This is a genomic window from Paenibacillus sp. CF095, from assembly GCF_900101225.1.
Taxonomy (GTDB): domain Bacteria; phylum Bacillota; class Bacilli; order Paenibacillales; family Paenibacillaceae; genus Paenibacillus.
The window spans coordinates 1-16,655 of record NZ_FMZN01000006.1 but is presented as its reverse complement, the minus strand read 5'-3'; the positions used below and the strand labels follow the sequence as shown (position 1 = coordinate 16,655).

The 16,655-nt window shown below is 46.0% G+C and carries 10 protein-coding genes, 11 tRNA genes and 1 rRNA gene; 1 reads left to right on the top strand and 21 read right to left on the bottom strand.

The window, feature by feature from the left end; genetic code table 11:
- Positions 1 to 109 precede the first annotated feature (109 nt).
- The 9 genes from BLS69_RS32800 to ppc all read right to left on the bottom strand — a co-directional run bounded on the left by BLS69_RS32800 (position 110) and on the right by ppc (position 14,407).
- Positions 110 to 232: a hypothetical protein gene (locus BLS69_RS32800; RefSeq protein ID WP_256332438.1), complete on the bottom strand. Its 123-nt coding sequence runs from the start codon at positions 230 to 232 to the stop codon at positions 110 to 112.
- Between the two features lie 442 nt (positions 233 to 674).
- Positions 675 to 1,958 carry a diaminobutyrate--2-oxoglutarate transaminase gene (ectB, locus tag BLS69_RS27680; protein WP_091038390.1) on the bottom strand — a complete coding sequence of 428 codons (1,284 nt, stop codon included), beginning with the start codon at positions 1,956 to 1,958 and terminating at the stop codon, positions 675 to 677.
- Positions 1,959 to 3,229: 1,271 nt separating this feature from the next.
- Entirely contained in the window at positions 3,230 to 5,062 is a 1,833-nt protein-coding gene (glmS, locus tag BLS69_RS27670) for a glutamine--fructose-6-phosphate transaminase (isomerizing) (protein WP_076217241.1), read from the bottom strand.
- 922 nt (positions 5,063 to 5,984) lie between these two features.
- Positions 5,985 to 7,325: a phosphoglucosamine mutase gene (gene glmM, locus BLS69_RS27665; RefSeq protein ID WP_091038388.1), complete on the bottom strand. Its 1,341-nt coding sequence runs from the start codon at positions 7,323 to 7,325 to the stop codon at positions 5,985 to 5,987.
- A gap of 72 nt (positions 7,326 to 7,397) precedes the next feature.
- A complete protein-coding gene (locus BLS69_RS27660) occupies positions 7,398 to 8,891 on the bottom strand; it encodes a CdaR family protein (protein ID WP_176873097.1) in 1,494 nt (497 codons plus the stop codon).
- Positions 8,884 to 9,720 (bottom strand): diadenylate cyclase CdaA, encoded by an 837-nt coding sequence (gene cdaA / locus BLS69_RS27655; protein WP_047841664.1) that lies wholly within the window; start codon positions 9,718 to 9,720, stop codon positions 8,884 to 8,886. The genes BLS69_RS27660 and cdaA overlap by 8 nt, the downstream gene beginning before the upstream one ends.
- Positions 9,721 to 10,034: 314 nt before the next feature.
- A complete protein-coding gene (locus BLS69_RS27650; protein WP_036614042.1) occupies positions 10,035 to 10,649 on the bottom strand; it encodes a zf-HC2 domain-containing protein in 615 nt (204 codons plus the stop codon).
- A gap of 136 nt (positions 10,650 to 10,785) precedes the next feature.
- Positions 10,786 to 11,352 (bottom strand): RNA polymerase sigma factor SigW, encoded by a 567-nt coding sequence (sigW, locus tag BLS69_RS27645; protein WP_017692117.1) that lies wholly within the window; start codon positions 11,350 to 11,352, stop codon positions 10,786 to 10,788.
- A gap of 262 nt (positions 11,353 to 11,614) precedes the next feature.
- Positions 11,615 to 14,407 (bottom strand): phosphoenolpyruvate carboxylase, encoded by a 2,793-nt coding sequence (gene ppc / locus BLS69_RS27640; RefSeq protein WP_091038385.1) that lies wholly within the window; start codon positions 14,405 to 14,407, stop codon positions 11,615 to 11,617.
- 578 nt (positions 14,408 to 14,985) lie between these two features.
- On the opposite strand from ppc, the gene BLS69_RS27635 reads away from it, so the two are divergent.
- Complete coding sequence (locus tag BLS69_RS27635; protein ID WP_091038383.1) at positions 14,986 to 15,327, top strand: WGxxGxxG family protein; 342 nt, start codon at positions 14,986 to 14,988, stop codon at positions 15,325 to 15,327.
- 233 nt (positions 15,328 to 15,560) lie between these two features.
- Here the strand turns inward: BLS69_RS27635 and BLS69_RS27630 are convergent.
- The 12 genes from BLS69_RS27630 to rrf all read right to left on the bottom strand — a co-directional run.
- Positions 15,561 to 15,631 (bottom strand) — tRNA-Gly (locus BLS69_RS27630).
- A 13-nt stretch (positions 15,632 to 15,644) separates the two neighbouring features.
- Positions 15,645 to 15,718, bottom strand: a tRNA-Pro gene (locus BLS69_RS27625).
- A 15-nt stretch (positions 15,719 to 15,733) separates the two neighbouring features.
- Positions 15,734 to 15,810: transfer RNA gene (locus BLS69_RS27620), tRNA-Arg, on the bottom strand.
- A 7-nt stretch (positions 15,811 to 15,817) separates the two neighbouring features.
- Positions 15,818 to 15,892, bottom strand: a tRNA-Gly gene (locus BLS69_RS27615).
- Positions 15,893 to 15,902: 10 nt separating this feature from the next.
- Positions 15,903 to 15,983 (bottom strand) — tRNA-Leu (locus tag BLS69_RS27610).
- Positions 15,984 to 15,989: 6 nt separating this feature from the next.
- Positions 15,990 to 16,065, bottom strand: a tRNA-Lys gene (locus BLS69_RS27605).
- Positions 16,066 to 16,074: 9 nt separating this feature from the next.
- A tRNA-Gln gene (locus BLS69_RS27600) sits at positions 16,075 to 16,149 on the bottom strand.
- A 10-nt stretch (positions 16,150 to 16,159) separates the two neighbouring features.
- A tRNA-Val gene (locus BLS69_RS27595) sits at positions 16,160 to 16,235 on the bottom strand.
- Between the two features lie 7 nt (positions 16,236 to 16,242).
- Positions 16,243 to 16,314: transfer RNA gene (locus BLS69_RS27590), tRNA-Glu, on the bottom strand.
- 10 nt (positions 16,315 to 16,324) lie between these two features.
- A tRNA-Thr gene (locus tag BLS69_RS27585) sits at positions 16,325 to 16,397 on the bottom strand.
- A 3-nt stretch (positions 16,398 to 16,400) separates the two neighbouring features.
- Positions 16,401 to 16,476 (bottom strand) — tRNA-Asn (locus tag BLS69_RS27580).
- A gap of 84 nt (positions 16,477 to 16,560) precedes the next feature.
- A 5S ribosomal RNA gene (rrf, locus tag BLS69_RS27575) occupies positions 16,561 to 16,655 on the bottom strand; the annotation flags it as partial.

The window sequence follows — 16,655 nt, the reverse complement described above, 5'->3', positions numbered from 1 at the left end:
TTGCGCCATGTCACTGCTTGGATTGCCCAGTTGATCGCATGCGGCAATCCTCTGCCTAGCAGCTGTGCCCCTCGGCTCCCATGCGTAAAGGACAACAACAAGCATCGTTCTACGCAAGAGATGCGGCTGCTTCGGACTCCTCTGCTTCAATATGATTGCTGCGGACGAGCCACCCGAAGACGGGATTTGGTTTAACATGGGGTTCGGAACTGGATTTGGGGATAAACGACAAGGAATGTTCCTCCTGTCGATGTAAGGCTTGCCGCAGGGTTCCGGCCGTCCAGCAGGAAGTCGACCGTAATTCCTAATTTGGCACCCGAGCTGCCTTTGACGAAGCCTATGTTTAAGGGGTATTGATACACTCTATGTACGATTTGCTTATTCCCCCACAGCCCTGGTGTGGATAAGTAAAGATTCGGCTGCGGGGTAGTGAGCTTTTCCTGACGATTAAATTTAACGAGGGTACTGCATGAGACTCAAGGAATGCTCCGTATGACATGAACGGGACTGCCCTTGGATTGGCGGAGAAGTCCATGTTGATTGACGTTACCGCAGGTAGCATGAGGAGAAAGTCTTCCACTGAGGTGAAAGCGCTACCTTAACATCAAGTCCGCACGCCCTCCGGAAGGTACTTTCGTGCCTCTTGCCGGGGGCGGCCAACGGCTTGGCCAAGCTTAGGTCGTAACTAGCAAATCCTTGGTCTCCTGAGAGATCACCTGCTGCATACTGGACTTTATAATGTCGCAGCCGGCAGCCAGATGCTCCATCGAGACGGTCAGCGGAGGCATGATCTTCAGCACACAGTCTCCTCTGCCGGCTCTTTCAATGATGAGCCCGTTGTCGAAGCTGATATCCGTCACCCGCTTCGCCCCGGCTTCATCCATGAACCCCGAGACGTCAATGCCCCAGATCAGGCCGAGTCCGCGGATGGCGATGGACGGATGCAGAGGCTTGATTTCTTGATCAAGGAACGAGCGTACAAACTCTTCCTTCTGTTTCACCTGAGCTTCCAATTCGGTTCTGTCCCGGAACTCGAGAGCAGCCTTCGCGGCCACAAAAGCCAACTGGTTGCCGCGGAAGGTGCCGTTGTGCTCGCCCGGCGTCCAGATATCCAGTTCGGGCTTCAGCAGCAGCAGGGACATTGGCAGGCCGTACCCGCTGATCGACTTCGACAGGGTAATGAGATCCGGCTCGATCCCCGCACGTTCGAAGGAGAAGAATTCGCCTGTCCGGCCGCATCCTACTTGAATCTCGTCTGTAATGAGCAGAATATCGTGTCTGCGGCAAAGCTGCTGCAGCTCGCGTAGCCACTGCGCGTCGACAACGTGAATTCCGCCTTCGGCTTGTACCGTTTCAAGCAGGATCGCGGCCGGCTTGTCGATTCCGGAGTGCGAATCAGTCAGGATATTCTCGATATAGCCGAGCGTATCCATTTCTGCGAAAGCCCCGCTCGGGTGCGGCATGAACGTAACTCCGTCCAGAGGAAGCCCCGCCCCTTCTCTCATAGACTTGGAGCTTGTCGCCGATAGACTGCCGAGCGACATGCCGTGGAAGCCACCCATGAATGCGAATATTCCACTTCTCTTCTTCGCCTTGCGTGCGAGCTTCAGGGCCGCTTCCACCGCATTCGTCCCTGTTGGACCACAGAATTGAAGCTTGTAATTCAGCTTCTTCGGCTCCAGGATCCGCTCCGAGAAGCTCTGGATGAATTCACGCTTGGCCATTGTATACATATCCAGACCGTGCATAATCCGGTCGGAGGTCAAGTAATCGAGAACCCGGTCTTTAATATAATCGTTGTTATGGCCGTAATTGAGTGCCCCGGCACCTGCAAAGAAATCAATATATGCTCTTCCGTCCTCAGAATATAAAAGGTCTCCCTTGGCCCGGTCGAATACCACCGGAAAGCTTCTGCAGTAAGATCTTACGTTGGATTCCAGCTTTTCAAAAATGCTCACTCACTTCATCCTCCATCGGAATTGGGATAAGGTTGGCTCCATCTTTCTGAACCTTCCTTTCTGAACCTTCTGACGTCATGGAGCAACATATTCTAGGCTGTCATTTTCCACAATTGTTGGTCCCCGCATGCCGGCTTGTTGGTTAGCCAGTATACTGGTCTCTCGCACACAGCTTGGATGGGTATAAAAAACCCTACAATTCCATTTATTAGAATAATAGGGAATAAGACCTAGGTTGAATTATATCAAAATTTACAAGAATGTATAGTGATTTTTTTGTTAAATATAGTCATTATATTGTTAAATTTGGTTCGTAAAACATAATGTGTTAACATTTTTCGTTAAAAAAAGTGAATGGAGAAGAAACGTTAGGAATGATTTGACATCAATCGAGGAATTAGACGAGTGTTGACATTCAGCCATTGAACAGGTAAATTTGGTACATATTACCTTAAAATATTCTTTGCCGGTGTTCCGATTCCTTGCACTTTGTAATAACTTAACATGATTACCTGACCAATTTCTGAAAGCCTGGTTGGAAACTGGCCACAGCGTCCGCACGGATGGCAGCCGACATAGTTGTGTATCACGCCTTCTTCTCTGCTCCTCCTCATCAAACCGTGCGTGAGGTTTTCCCTTATACGCTATCCGATGTCCTTCACTCATTTACATACAGATTACAATAGCGTTCTGAATCCAAGTTGAACGGACAATGATTTCACTTCGCGCATAGGCTCCTTCATCGTGCGCATTGTTGCTTCTTGGCATACCATTTTGTGAGTCGCTGAAGGATGTACCAGTCACGTTTAATCACCTTTCTTTATTATTCAAATGATCTCATATGCCCGATCTGCATCCTGCTTGAGGATATATTGGCACTTACGAGTTGCGAATGTTGATGACTCTCTTTAAGAAGTTGATTACATTCGTGCACGAAGAATATTTCAAATGTGAGAATTACAAAAGATACTCTTCCTAAGGTACTCTATAATCTGGTGAATTTTCGTTCAATGAATGACCGCAATTTATAATGCAAAAACACAAATAAGATGGTTCTAATATTCAGAATCACTCTCCTGAAACATCAAAAAAGTCCTGACGACTTAGAGTCATCAGGACCATAATTTTGTTCATACTTTATTAGTTTACTGAATCTATTGATTAACCCATTTATCCAAGTCATTGGACAATAGTTCGTGTAGTTCCATACTTTTGTTAATGGTTCTACACTTATTTATCATTGGACAATAAACTAATTTGTACAGAATACCTTACTCAACCGTTACACTTTTCGCCAGGTTACGTGGTTTATCCACATCATGACCCAGTGCCAGGGAAGCATAGTATGCCAGCAATTGCAGAGCAACTACAGACAAAGCAGGGCTAAGCAGTGGCAACGTCTTAGGAATCGCAAACGCTTGGTCTACGGATTTCAGCAATGGTGCTACGTGCTCTTCGTACGTAATTGCCAATACATCTGCGCCACGTGCTTTTACTTCCTTAATGTTGCTCACTGTTTTCTCAAGTACGTTCTCCTGCGTTGCCAGGGCAATAACAGGGATACCGTCTTCGATCAATGCAAGCGTACCGTGTTTCAACTCACCCGCAGCATACGCTTCGGAGTGAATATAAGAAATCTCTTTCAGCTTCAAAGATCCTTCTTGAGCTACTGCATAGTCAAGACCACGACCAATGAAGAAGAGATGTTCATGTTTGGAGATTTGCTCTGCATACCCTTTGATTGCCTCCGCTTGCTCCAACATGGATTCCACTTGCTCAGGCAATGCTTGCATTGCTGCCAGCGTGTGTGCAATCTCTTCTGCAGATTGAGTACCACGAACTTGTGCAAGGTACAGACCAAGCAAGTTGAAAGCAATCAACTGCGAAGTATACGCTTTGGTAGAAGCTACTGCAATCTCAGGACCTGCCAATGTTGCGATAACATCATCTGCATCACGTGCAATGGAGCTACCCACTACATTTGTGATTGCCAGTACATGTGCACCATTGGATTGTGCTTCACGCAATGCAGCAAGCGTATCGGCAGTTTCACCGGATTGGCTCACTACGATTACAAGTGTATCTTTGTGCACGATTGGGGAACGGTAACGGTACTCGGAAGCCACATCTGTTTCAACCGGAATACGTACCAATTGCTCAATCACTGTACGTCCAACCAGACCTGCATGGTACGCTGTACCACATGCAATGATTTGAACGTTACGGATATTTTTAATTTGTTCTTCAGTCATTTTCAACTCAGGAAGTTGAACTTTTTTGCCTTCATTATCGATGCGACCCAGCATAGTATCACGATATGCTTTTGGTTGCTCATGAATTTCTTTCAGCATGAAGTGCTCAAATCCGCCTTTTTCTGCGGTTACAGCATCCCAATCGACACGAATCATTTCCCGAGAAATAAAGTTGCCTTCAATCGTCATCAATTCGACAGCATCATGTGTCAATACAGCCATTTCACCATCATTCAGAATGTACACGTTACGTGTATGTTCCAGAATTGCAGGGATGTCGGAACCAATGAAGTTCTCGCCTTCACCAATACCAATAATCAATGGGCTTGCTTGACGCACAGCTACGAGTTTCTCAGGCTCATGCTCTGTCAATACACCCAGTGCAAATGCGCCACGCAACAACGTGATCACTTTTTGTACTGTTTTGACGATATCACCATTGTATTCACGTGCGATCAGGTGAGAGATAACCTCAGTATCTGTCTCGGAAGTGAACGTGTGACCTTGAGCCATCAATTCGTCCTTCAGATCCAGGTAGTTCTCAATAATACCGTTATGCACAACAGAGAACTTCTGGCTTCCATCCGTGTGTGGATGAGAGTTCTCATCCGATGGTTTACCATGAGTTGCCCAACGTGTGTGTCCGATTCCGGCATTACCTACCAGAGGTGCACCATCCAGCTTGGCTTCAAGGTTCGCAAGACGACCAAGAGCTTTCGTGATTTGCAGACCTTCCGGTGTAAATACCGCGATACCTGCAGAATCATAACCACGATACTCGAGTTTCTTCAATCCTTCGACCAATACCGATTGAGTGTTCTTATTACCAATATATCCAACAATACCGCACATAGTTTATTTCCTCCGTTTGTATATGAATACTGTGTCACGAAGAGAAACAGGCAGAGGCGGCATATCGGAAAAATGAGTGATTGCCTAGCGTTTCATGAATACTTGGTACTTATTCAATTATCAATGATCAGAGCGACCTCGTGTCGCCCCGCAGTCATCATAAGCTGTTATGAATGCAATCATGAATGTACATCATTTTCCCGTCCGCGTACTGTTTACGCTCTTCACGCACATTCATTTGAATTTTAATTTAAATCTTGCACCTGCACCGGCGCGTTGTGTGGACAGTCACCTATCCATTTTCCGCAATCCGGTTTACGGCTCTGGTGCTTCACCGGGAGGTCCCCGCCGAACAATCCGAACACCTCCACCTCGTCAGCTTGATTGCCGTTGATCTTAATCAGCCGTTCTTCAACCCGAAGAAATCCTGATCAACATCATCCCGCGCAACTCCAAGCTCTGGCGCTTGTGTAACTGTAACCTTACGTTCCTCACTTTCTGTGTCTGAATGACGACTCCACTCATTATATGCACGTCAGGTCCATTTTGCAATGGAGCAAAGTACCTGTGACAATTTTAGCATATTTACCTACAATCCCGACCGGATAAACGGACCTATGGTCTCATCAGGCCGGGACGCAGGAATATTCATCTTTAGAGGAAATTCAAAAAGTCCGCTTTTGATTACGAATCATGCCTATTGGCATAATCAGCATCGAATATGAAATTCAGCCGAAATGTCCGTTGCTCACGTAGTTTCCCTACGCTCCGCTACTCCATTTCTATCTTCATTCCATCTTCTCGGTACTGAAAACCAGACTTTTTGAACACGCACTATATGTCTTAAATCCTGTTATATCATACCCTTTATACACAACAATTCCCTTTAGAAAACCGTATGCACAAGGGATTTCTTTCAGTCCTATACCAGTTCTTTTTGCACTACATCTGCGATTTGAGACACAAATTGTTCAAGTTCGTTTTTATCTGGTCCTTCCGCCATAACACGGATAAGAGATTCAGTACCTGAAGCACGAACGAGTACACGTCCATTATCACCGAGTTGTTGTTCTACTGTAGCAATAGCTTGCTCGATTGCAGCATTGCCCTCGTATTTGCTCTTATCTTCAACACGCACATTCACCAATACTTGTGGGTACTGGGTCATTAGCGCTTTTAGTTCACTCAGTTTTTTACCGGAAGCCTTGAGCGTATCCACGAGTTGAATCGCAGTCAGCATACCGTCTCCAGTTGTATTGTAATCCAGGAAAATAACATGGCCAGATTGTTCTCCACCCAAGTTGTAACCGCCGCGACGCATTTCCTCCATCACATAACGGTCACCTACTGCCGTTTTAGCTGTTTTCAGTTCAAGTTTCTCCGTTGCTTTGTAGAATCCGATGTTACTCATAACGGTCGATACAACGGTACTGTCCTTCAACTTGCCTGCACGATTCATCGCATCACCGCAGATACACAGAATGAAGTCTCCATCCACCTCAGCGCCTGTCTCATCAATAGCAATAAGACGATCCGCATCCCCGTCAAAAGCAAGACCCAGATCTGCCTTATGTTTGAGCACTTCTTGTTTCAGGTTCTCTGGATGAGTTGATCCACATTGCTCATTAATATTCAGGCCGTTAGGCTCAGCGCCAATGGCAATGACTTCTGCACCTAGTTCACTGAACAATTTTGGTGCCAGTTCATAAGCTGCTCCGTTTGCACAGTCCAAAACAATTTTAAGTCCAGAGAACGATTCATTTACAGTCGTTTTCAGGAAATCAAGGTAACGATAACGGGATTCTTCATCTGTCGTTACAGTACCCAGCCCGCCACCAACTGGCCGTGGCAATTGATCTGTCTCCGCATCCATCAGTTCTTCAATCCGGTTCTCTGTTTCATCAGACAGCTTGAAGCCATCTCCACCAAAGAACTTGATTCCGTTATCCTCAACCGGATTGTGGGAAGCCGAGATCATCACGCCCGCGTCAGCTTTCAACAAACGTGCAATATACGCCACTCCCGGAGTGGATACAACGCCCAGACGGATCACATCAGCGCCAATGGACAACAGGCCTGCAACCAGTGCGGATTCCAACATCAATCCCGAGATACGAGTATCCATGCCGATAACCACTTTTGGTCTTTCCACACCACCTGCAAGCACGTAACCACCACAACGTCCAATGCTGTAAGCCAGCTCTGCCGTTAACTCTTTATTGGCAACCCCTCTTACACCGTCTGTACCAAAATATTTCCCCATGATTTAACTCCTTCTATTCGCATCATATACGAGCACTATTATTATTTTTTGAGAATTTTAAAATTAGAACGTTTACGGATTCGCGCCACTTTTACTGCCAGTACCGCTGTTATTATTATTTAAATTACCTCGACTGCTTGTGCTCCCCTGTTGACCCTGATCCTGAGTATCCGTATTCGATTCCGTTTCTTCTTCATCAGGAACAGGCTCCGTTTCCCCATTTTCGACCTCGGCTGGTGAAGGGTCAGGTGCTACCGTTCCCTCTTCAGTCGGATCTTCGCTAGGAGTAATTGTGGTGTCTTCAGCCTTTTCGCTAATTTTGACCGTTGCACTCAGAGCATTGGATGATTCATCCAGTTTGGCATAACGGGGCAGGTCGGCTTCAAGCTTGATCTCATGCGTTCCGACCGCAAGTCCAGTGAGATCCCCGGTCAACGTGAGATCATCACTACTTAGACCCTCAAGCATACTAGCTGAGCCTGTGAGTGTAAGGTTCAGACCGCCGCTTCTAGGCGTAACCAGCGTCCCTTCCAGTCCATTCCCCGCACCGGTAAGTGTGATGGGGACGTTCGGAAAGACTTTGGTTGTCTCCTCTGCCTCGTCAAATGGTGATATGGTTACCTTGATCTGAATCGAACTAGGCTCGATTTTCTCAAAACCGGAAGGCGGCGTCAAGTCCACGTTAACTGTCGATGTACCCGACTGATCAAACTGTGTAAGATCAAGGGTTACTTGGTCGTAGGCCTGTATACCCGCAAGCGCATCCTCTGATCCATAAACCGAGACTTCTTTCACGCTTGGCTCTACCGTGGAGAGTACCAGGCCTTCCGGAAGCTGTCCCGAATATTTGATTCTTAAGGGTACAGATGTATAGGGCTGATTGACCGGAACTCGGACTTCAACCGTTTGAGGCGTTATAATCGCATTTTCAAGGACCTTGCCTTCAGCATCGTATGCTTGAAGTTTCACTTTTTTCTGTATGACATCTTCCTTGGCATCTTTCACGCTCACACTGCCCTGAACCTTCGCTACAGCCTCGAGTTGTCCTTCGGGCAGAGTTACCTTAACCGGCGTCGAAGGTTCAATTACGGGCGTTCCAGCGCTGTATCCGGCGGAAGGTTCCCCTTCGGGTACAATATTCACATTGAAGGATTTGGTGCCCAATTTTTCTACATTCACCGTAACCATGGAAGGTTCCATGCTGACCACTTCTACCCCGGAAGGCAAATCAGGTACAAGTGGCAGTGTATTGGACCCATCTTTCACCTGACTCAGATCGACCAGTACTTTGTAATCGTCATTCGTAAAAATCGATGTTAGCATCGAGCGCTGTCCTTTGATCTCCAGCCGGACCTCATCCGTACTTAATGAAGTAAGCACATAGCTGTTGCTGTCTAATCCATAAGGTTGAACAGGCACCGTACGTTCCACAACCTTGTTGGTTGTCCCTGTTGTAATCGTAGGGGTGGTTGGTACTTCATCCAGATGAATCATGAACCAGAGCAGCAGGCTCACCGCAAGCGCAAGTATTTTGGCAAAGTTATTATTGTTAAACCACTTATCCATTGTTACGTCCTCCCTTCCGTTTCCAGAAGGTTGTCCAGCCATTCTTTTTCAGATTGGATGTAGGGCGCAACTCCTCATACAGTTTGGCAATCAGCGATTCTTCCTTAATATCACGAACGACCTGTCCATTCATTGCAAGTGACACTTGTCCTGTCTCCTCAGAGACAACCAAACAGATCGCATCTGCAACTTCGGTAATCCCGATTGCTGCACGGTGACGTGTTCCCAGTTCCTTACTGATAAAAGGATTCTCCGATAATGGCAAATAACAAGCTGCCGCCGAAATCTGTTTTCCCTGTATAATAACGGCTCCATCATGGAGCGGTGTATTTGGAATAAAGATGTTAATCATCAGCTCCGAGCTGACCAGAGATTGCATCTTAATGCCCGATTCCGTGTAATCGTTCAGACCCGTTTCACGTTCAAATACGACCAATGCGCCAATTTTACGCCGTGACAAATAATTAACTGACTTAATAATCTCACCAATTAACACCGTTAATTCTTCATCACTCGCTGCCGCTGAACGTCCAAACAGCTTACCGCGTCCCAATTGCTCCAGACCACGACGCAGTTCCGGCTGAAAGATAATGAACACCGCAACAACACCAAACGTAAACATCTGGTTCATTAACCATTTGAGCGTATACAGGTTTAGCCACGTACTTAATGCCCAGATCAGCACAAGGAACAGAATTCCTTTCAGGAGCTGAACCGCACGTGTCCCTCGCACAAGCAAAATCAGTTTGTACATAATATAGGTAACGATCAATATATCGATAACGTCCTTAATGGACTCTGTCCACGTTAAGTCAGCAAAATAATTCATAAGCCAGCCCCCGCTATCCCCATTGATGAGTAAACCCTGATCTCATATTAACCCATTAGGATTTTATATAATCCTTTGTCTCCGCATTTCTGCATCATTCAATTTGTGCAAAATGCGTATCTATATGTAGTAGTATGTTCTCTTTAGTATCTAGGTTATAACGTTAACGTTCAGGTTGCAAGTTACGGCAGTCTCAAACTGCACATAAACATCACATTTACCATGAATTACAAAGTTTGCGTATAAAAAAAGAGTACCCCATGCAATCTGGAGGTACCCTGCTTGGTATATACCATTGAAGATTTTACCCTGTTCTAGCGATAAGCCACTTCATTTACCATATTGGTTATTTTGTACCAGAACCAGTCCAGCGCCTGATCAATACTTTTCACCTGACCTGAAATATGCGCCGTTGAAGCCTGAAACAGTTGTCCGTCGATAACCGTCAGATTGCCGTTCACATCACCATATACTTGTGCGGTTCCATTTTCTATCGTAAGATCGCCAGCAATTGACTTACCTTCAGGAACAATAACCGTGTTACCCTGAATCACGATCTGGTCCAGATTATTTCCCTTAACAACCATTTCGTTATTCTGATTCCAGAAATTCAAGGCGCTAAAGAGCATCACGACCAAAAAGAAGGCTGCCGCCGTCAGCGCGGGATGTCCTTTGACCCATTTGAGCCATGCTTGCTGTCTCTTGGGCTGGGGCAGAGCATTCATAATTCGATTGGTCAGCTCATCAGAGGCAGACGGTGAATAGTGTTTCATGGCAAAGAGTAACATTTCCGTCTGTTCCAACTCTTTAAAGCGCATGCGACAATCCGGACAGATCACAAGGTGACTTTTCAATTCAACCTTCTGGGCCGGGGACAACGACTCATCCAAACATTCATGCATTAAAGAGACGGCCGAGTTGCAATCCATATGAGAGCCAATCCTTTCTTAAATCACTTAGTCCATGTGCCATTAAAAAGCACGCATAAGACTTGCATACATTACATACGCATCCGTTTCGGATATGTTTCAAATAATTTCGCCCATATTTAAAGGCGTTTAACATTTATAACTTATACTCCAATTTTTTACGTAGAAAATCACGGCCCCGATGAACGCGTGTCTTGATCGTTGTTACGGGCATACCTGTCACGTCACTGATTTCCTGTAGCGACAAGTCCTGTAAATATCTCAGAATCATAACGGACTTATACTTAGCTGGTAAACTGTCAATGGCCTCACGAATGAGTGTCTGCGTTTCTGACAGGAGCGCTTCACTCTCCGGTGTACGATCATCACTCGGGAGCATCGCATAACCATCAGATCCTTCCTGGTCATTCAGTTCAGCATCCAAAGAGTATGAAGGTTTCTTTCTGCGCAGTCGGTCAATACACAGATTTGTCGCGATCCGGTAGATCCAGGTTGAGAACTTCTGGTTCGGATCGTACTTCTCCATATTACGAAACACACGCAAAAACGTCTCCTGCACAACGTCTTCAGCTTCATGACGATTGTTCAGCATCCGGTATGCCAAATGAAATAGCTTGTCCTTATATAGTTCAACGATTTCTGCGAAGGCTCTCTGGTCGCCCTTGAGCACCAGTTTCACAAGCCTGTTCTCCAAATTGTCCACCCTTATTCCCCCAGACATGCTGATGGGTCTTCCGTCTTCTGATACCCGTCCACACTTGTAATTCACCAATCAAATCGTAAATCAACTTTGGTCAAAAATCAAGACTGTATGACAAATATCCGCCAAAAACAGTAAAAACGGGAACTCCAGCAGGAGTCCCGTTTCATCTCTCACTCCGTAGAGCAGAGAATGGAGCTTTTTAGTTAACAAAGTAATGAGTACTTTGTTACATATGAATTATTCATATGCATCAGTTCAGGCATCAACCTGTATTACGCAGCCCTGCAGCAATACCGTTGATAGTCAACAACACTTCTCTAAGCAGCTCCGTATCGTCCTCACCACGTTCACGCATATCTCTGAGCTCGCTCAGAAGTTGAACCTGCATGTAGGACAACGGATCTACATAAGGGTTACGAAGACGAATGGATTCTTGAATAACCGGTACATCATCCAGAATTTCAGCTTCTCCGGTAATTTTCAGAATCAGCTCTTTTGTGAGCTTGAATTCGGCTTCGATCTGACCGTATATGCGATCACGGGCTTCCTTGTTCGAAGTCATTGCTGAATATTCTTTGGCAATCACCAGATCTGCCTTGGCTACGGCCATCTGTACCGTATCAATTAATGTACGGAAGAATGGGAAGCTTGCATACATTTCTTTCAGGACAATTAGATTTTCCTCTTTATCCTGATAGTAACTTTGCAATCCTGTTCCTGCCGCGTACCATGCCGGAAGCAGATATCGACTTTGAGTCCATGCGAATACCCAAGGGATCGCTCTCAGATCTTCAAACTTATCGCTATTTTTACGCTTGGATGGACGGGAACCAATATTCAGTTCACCAACCTCCGGAAGCGGCGTTGATTCTTTGAAGAAGGTAAAGAAGTCTGGATCACGGAAAATCAGATCCTGATATTTCGTCAGAGATACTTCCGAAATCTCTTTGATGATGCTGTCCCAATGGCGCTCGGATGCTGACTCCTGAGGCTCTAGCCCATTAAGTGCTGCTGTAATCAAAGCCGAAGTTGCTTGCTCCAGACTGCGGTATGCAATCCCCTGAAGGGAATAACGGGAAGAAATAACCTCTCCCTGCTCCGTAATCTTGATGCCTCCACCAATCGTATGTGGTGGTTGAGCAAGAATACTGCGGTTGAGTGGCATGCCGCCACGTCCAAGAGCCCCGCCACGTCCATGGAAGAACTTCAGCTTAACGCCGTGTTCATTACCTACAGCCGTGATGGCATTCATTGCTACGCGCAGTTCCCAGTTGGCTGTAACCACTCCGCCATCCTTGTTACTGTCTGAATAACCAAGCATGATTTCATGCAGTTCATTCCGTCCTTTTACGCTTGCGCGGTATACAGGAAGGTTGAACAGCTTCTCCATAATGTCCGAAGCCGCATGTAGATCATCAATCGTTTCAAACAGCGGTACCGCTTGAAGTGTAGATACAACGTCACCGTTGTGACCTTTGGTGAATAAGCCCACTTCCTTGGCAAATACCATAACCTCAAGCAAATCACTTGCGCCCTGCGTCATACTGATCAGGTAACTTGTGATACAGCCGTCCCCAAATTCGTTCTGGGCACGTTTAATGGTACGGAAGACATCCAGACACTCTTTGGTTCCCTCCGTGTATTGGTGATAAGGAGAAGTAAGCGGACGTGGATCATCCAGCAAACGAGCAAGCAGATCGATTTTACCGTCTTCAGTCAGACGCGCATAATCCTCTACAATGTTCATTTTCGCCAAAATCTCCGACATCGCATTTTCATGTTCCTTACTGTGCTGACGCACATCCAATGCTGCGGTATGGAAACCAAATAACTCGACTTGACGAATCATTTTGCGAATGGTCGTATCTGCTACGTAATCGGCAAAATGATGGCGCAGACTTCGATCAATAATCATCAGTTCATCAATCAAATCCTGTGCGCTATGATAACGGTCAGGCTGACCTAATTTGTTCTCATCCAGTACATTGTTCAGCTTGGCAATCATATAGGCCAATTTGATGCGGTATGGCTCTTTTTCATTCCGCCAGATATCCACTTTTTTCAATGTAACAGAATTACGGTCCTGCTCAATCGACTGCACCAGCTCATCCGATACATGGATGATGTTTGTGCTGAAGCTGAGATGGCCCATAAGTTCAATCATAATCCGTTGGTATTCACGCAAAGCGAGCTTGCGTTGCATCAACAGCGTCTGCCATGTTACATCTGAAGTTACCGAAGGATTTCCATCCCGGTCTCCACCGATCCAGGAACCGAACCGCAAATACGTCGGCACATGCCAGTCATGGTCAGGATAAAATTTGTTCAGGCAGCGTTCCAGCTCCTGATATACATCCGGAAGTACGTGGAACAACGTTTCATGAAAGTAATACATCCCGTTCCGCACTTCATCGAGTACTGTCGGTTTGCGGTCACGAAGCTCATCAGTCTGCCAAAGTGTAATGACTTCGTTCAGCAGCTTCTCCCGCAACTGTTCACGTTCACGCAACGTCAGCGTAGGATTATCAAGTGACATGACATCTTCGGATATCCGCTTGTGGATGTCCAGAATAACCCGGCGCATGGCTTCGGTTGGGTGAGCTGTCATGACGAGTTCCAACGACAAATCATCGAGAATCTCTTCCACCTCTGTATGAGACAGTCCACGTTCCTTAAGATCCTGTACTGCTTTCTCAATCGATCCTGGCTGCACAGCGTCCCCTGCAGAACGTTCATAATCCCGTTTACGCCGGATCCGATGGTTTTGTTCAGCAATATTAACTAATTGAAAATAAATAGCGAAAGCCCGAATAACCTGGTGACGATTGTCCGAGTCTAATTCCTGGATCATCGTTTTGAACTCTGCATAGAGTTCTGGCAGAAATTCTGCACGCAACGATTTGCTCGTTTCCCGAATCTTCTCAACGATATCTAGAAGCTCCGTGCCGCCTTGATGGACAAGAACTTCTCCGAGTATATTGCCCAGGAACCGCACGTCTCGCCGAAGCAGGTTGTTGGATTGGCTTTTGCTGGCGGTTACCATAGTTTCAGTCATGCTTATCCTCCCATCTGATCGTTCCATTCGTACACGTAAATTTGACACCTTCATAACATCATACAATAAAATGGTACGAAAATCTTTATTTTTCTACTAGAAAAAATGGGGATTATCCCCGATTTACAGCACAAAAACACGCTTTTTTATTCATTTTCTTGTTCTGCTTCAATTAATGGTCATATACTGTCGCATGATACCTTTTTCACGTACTTTAGATAAATCAAAAGTCTCATACCTATTCTTAAAAACTCATAAATATACAGTTCTTTTAGATATGATCCCATGTACTTGATTGTAAGGTTAAACCGCATAATTTCATTGTTTGAGAACAGATGATATACAAAGAAACATGACCGGCAAAGCAAGCTTTTGTATACTTTACCACAGTGACGCAATAAATTAAAGATGTAATTATAAATTTCTTTTCACTACAAGTCTGCTTATTAGGGGAGGTTCTTATGTGTGTTCCTAACCTACTGTAATTGTAGGGATATCTTAACAGACCATTTCTACATAATGTTCTTAGCTTTTTGGGCAGATTAATCTATAGCTCTAACCAAAAAGGAGGAATTTAAATGATGAAGAAAGGTACAACAATTATTGCTTCCGTGCTTCTGGTGGCCGCGATGGCTGGCCCTGCTGCAGCTGATGGTCAAATGTCCAAAGGAATGGATACCAACACCAATGGATCACGTGTCCGGTCTTATCAGGACACCAACTACATGGATCGCACAAACACCAACCTGAATATGGATGGAAACTACCGCAACAATGGTGACTATCGTACCAACAGTGTTCGTGCAAACGCCACAACAACCGACCGTGATAACGGCATGGATTGGGGCTGGCTCGGTTTGCTGGGACTGCTTGGATTAGCGGGCATGCGTAGAAGAGTGACGGATCACAACGAACGTTAAATTGTACTCACGTCAAGTTACAATAGCTGCTACGTCTTAGAAGCAGCTCATCCACAGAGATAAACAGAAGAGCCAAGACCTCCCTATTTGGATTGCAAAGGGGTCTTGGCTCTTTTTGAATAAACCTGCACTGTACCTTACATAAAATATTATATAAAATAACTACTAATTATTACGTTAATAAAAATAAAAAAACCTCTGCATCTGCAAAGGCTCTTTCATTATATCCTGTAAGCGGGTGATGGGAATCGAACCCACGCTATTAGCTTGGAAGGCTAAAGTTCTACCATTGAACTACACCCGCATAAACAAAAAAATCGGGATGACACGATTTGAACATGCGACCCCCTGGTCCCAAACCAGGTGCTCTACCAAGCTGAGCTACATCCCGATACTAAAAAAATAATGGCGCGCCCTGAGAGATTCGAACTCCCGGCCTTTTGATTCGTAGTCAAACGCTCTATCCAGCTGAGCTAAGGGCGCAAAATATTGGAGCGGAAGACGGGAATCGAACCCGCGACCCTCGCCTTGGCAAGGCGATGCTCTACCGCTGAGCCACTTCCGCAAATAAAGGATGCGCGTGGAGGGACTTGAACCCCCACGTCAAAGACGCTAGATCCTAAGTCTAGTGCGTCTGCCAATTCCGCCACACGCGCATATGATGGTGAGTCATGAAGGGCTCGAACCTTCGACACCCTGATTAAAAGTCAGGTGCTCTACCAACTGAGCTAATGACTCATACTAAAATGGCTGGGGATATAGGATTTGAACCTATGCATGACGGAGTCAAAGTCCGTTGCCTTACCGCTTGGCTAATCCCCAATAAAAAATATGGTGGAGGCTGAGGGGATCGAACCCCCGACCCTCTGCTTGTAAGGCAGATGCTCTCCCAGCTGAGCTAAGCCTCCAACTATATGACCCGTAGGGGATTCGAACCCCTGTTACCTCCGTGAAAGGGAGGTGTCTTAACCCCTTGACCAACGGGCCCCATTTCCAAAGCTCTCAACCGGGATCGAACCGGTGACCTCATCCTTACCATGGATGCACTCTACCTACTGAGCTATGAGAGCAAATGGCTCCCCGAACAGGGCTCGAACCTGTGACAACTCGATTAACAGTCGAGTGCTCTACCAACTGAGCTATCAGGGAATAATATGCATTTGCAGGGCAAATGCAATTCATCGTACAACGTCCACATGCAGAGCCTGTTTTCTATGTATGATGAAAGAGTTCGCTTGGCGGCGTCCTACTCTCCCAGGACCCTGCGGTCCAAGTACCATCGGCGCTAGAGGGCTTAACGGTCGTGTTCGGGATGGGTACGTGTGGAA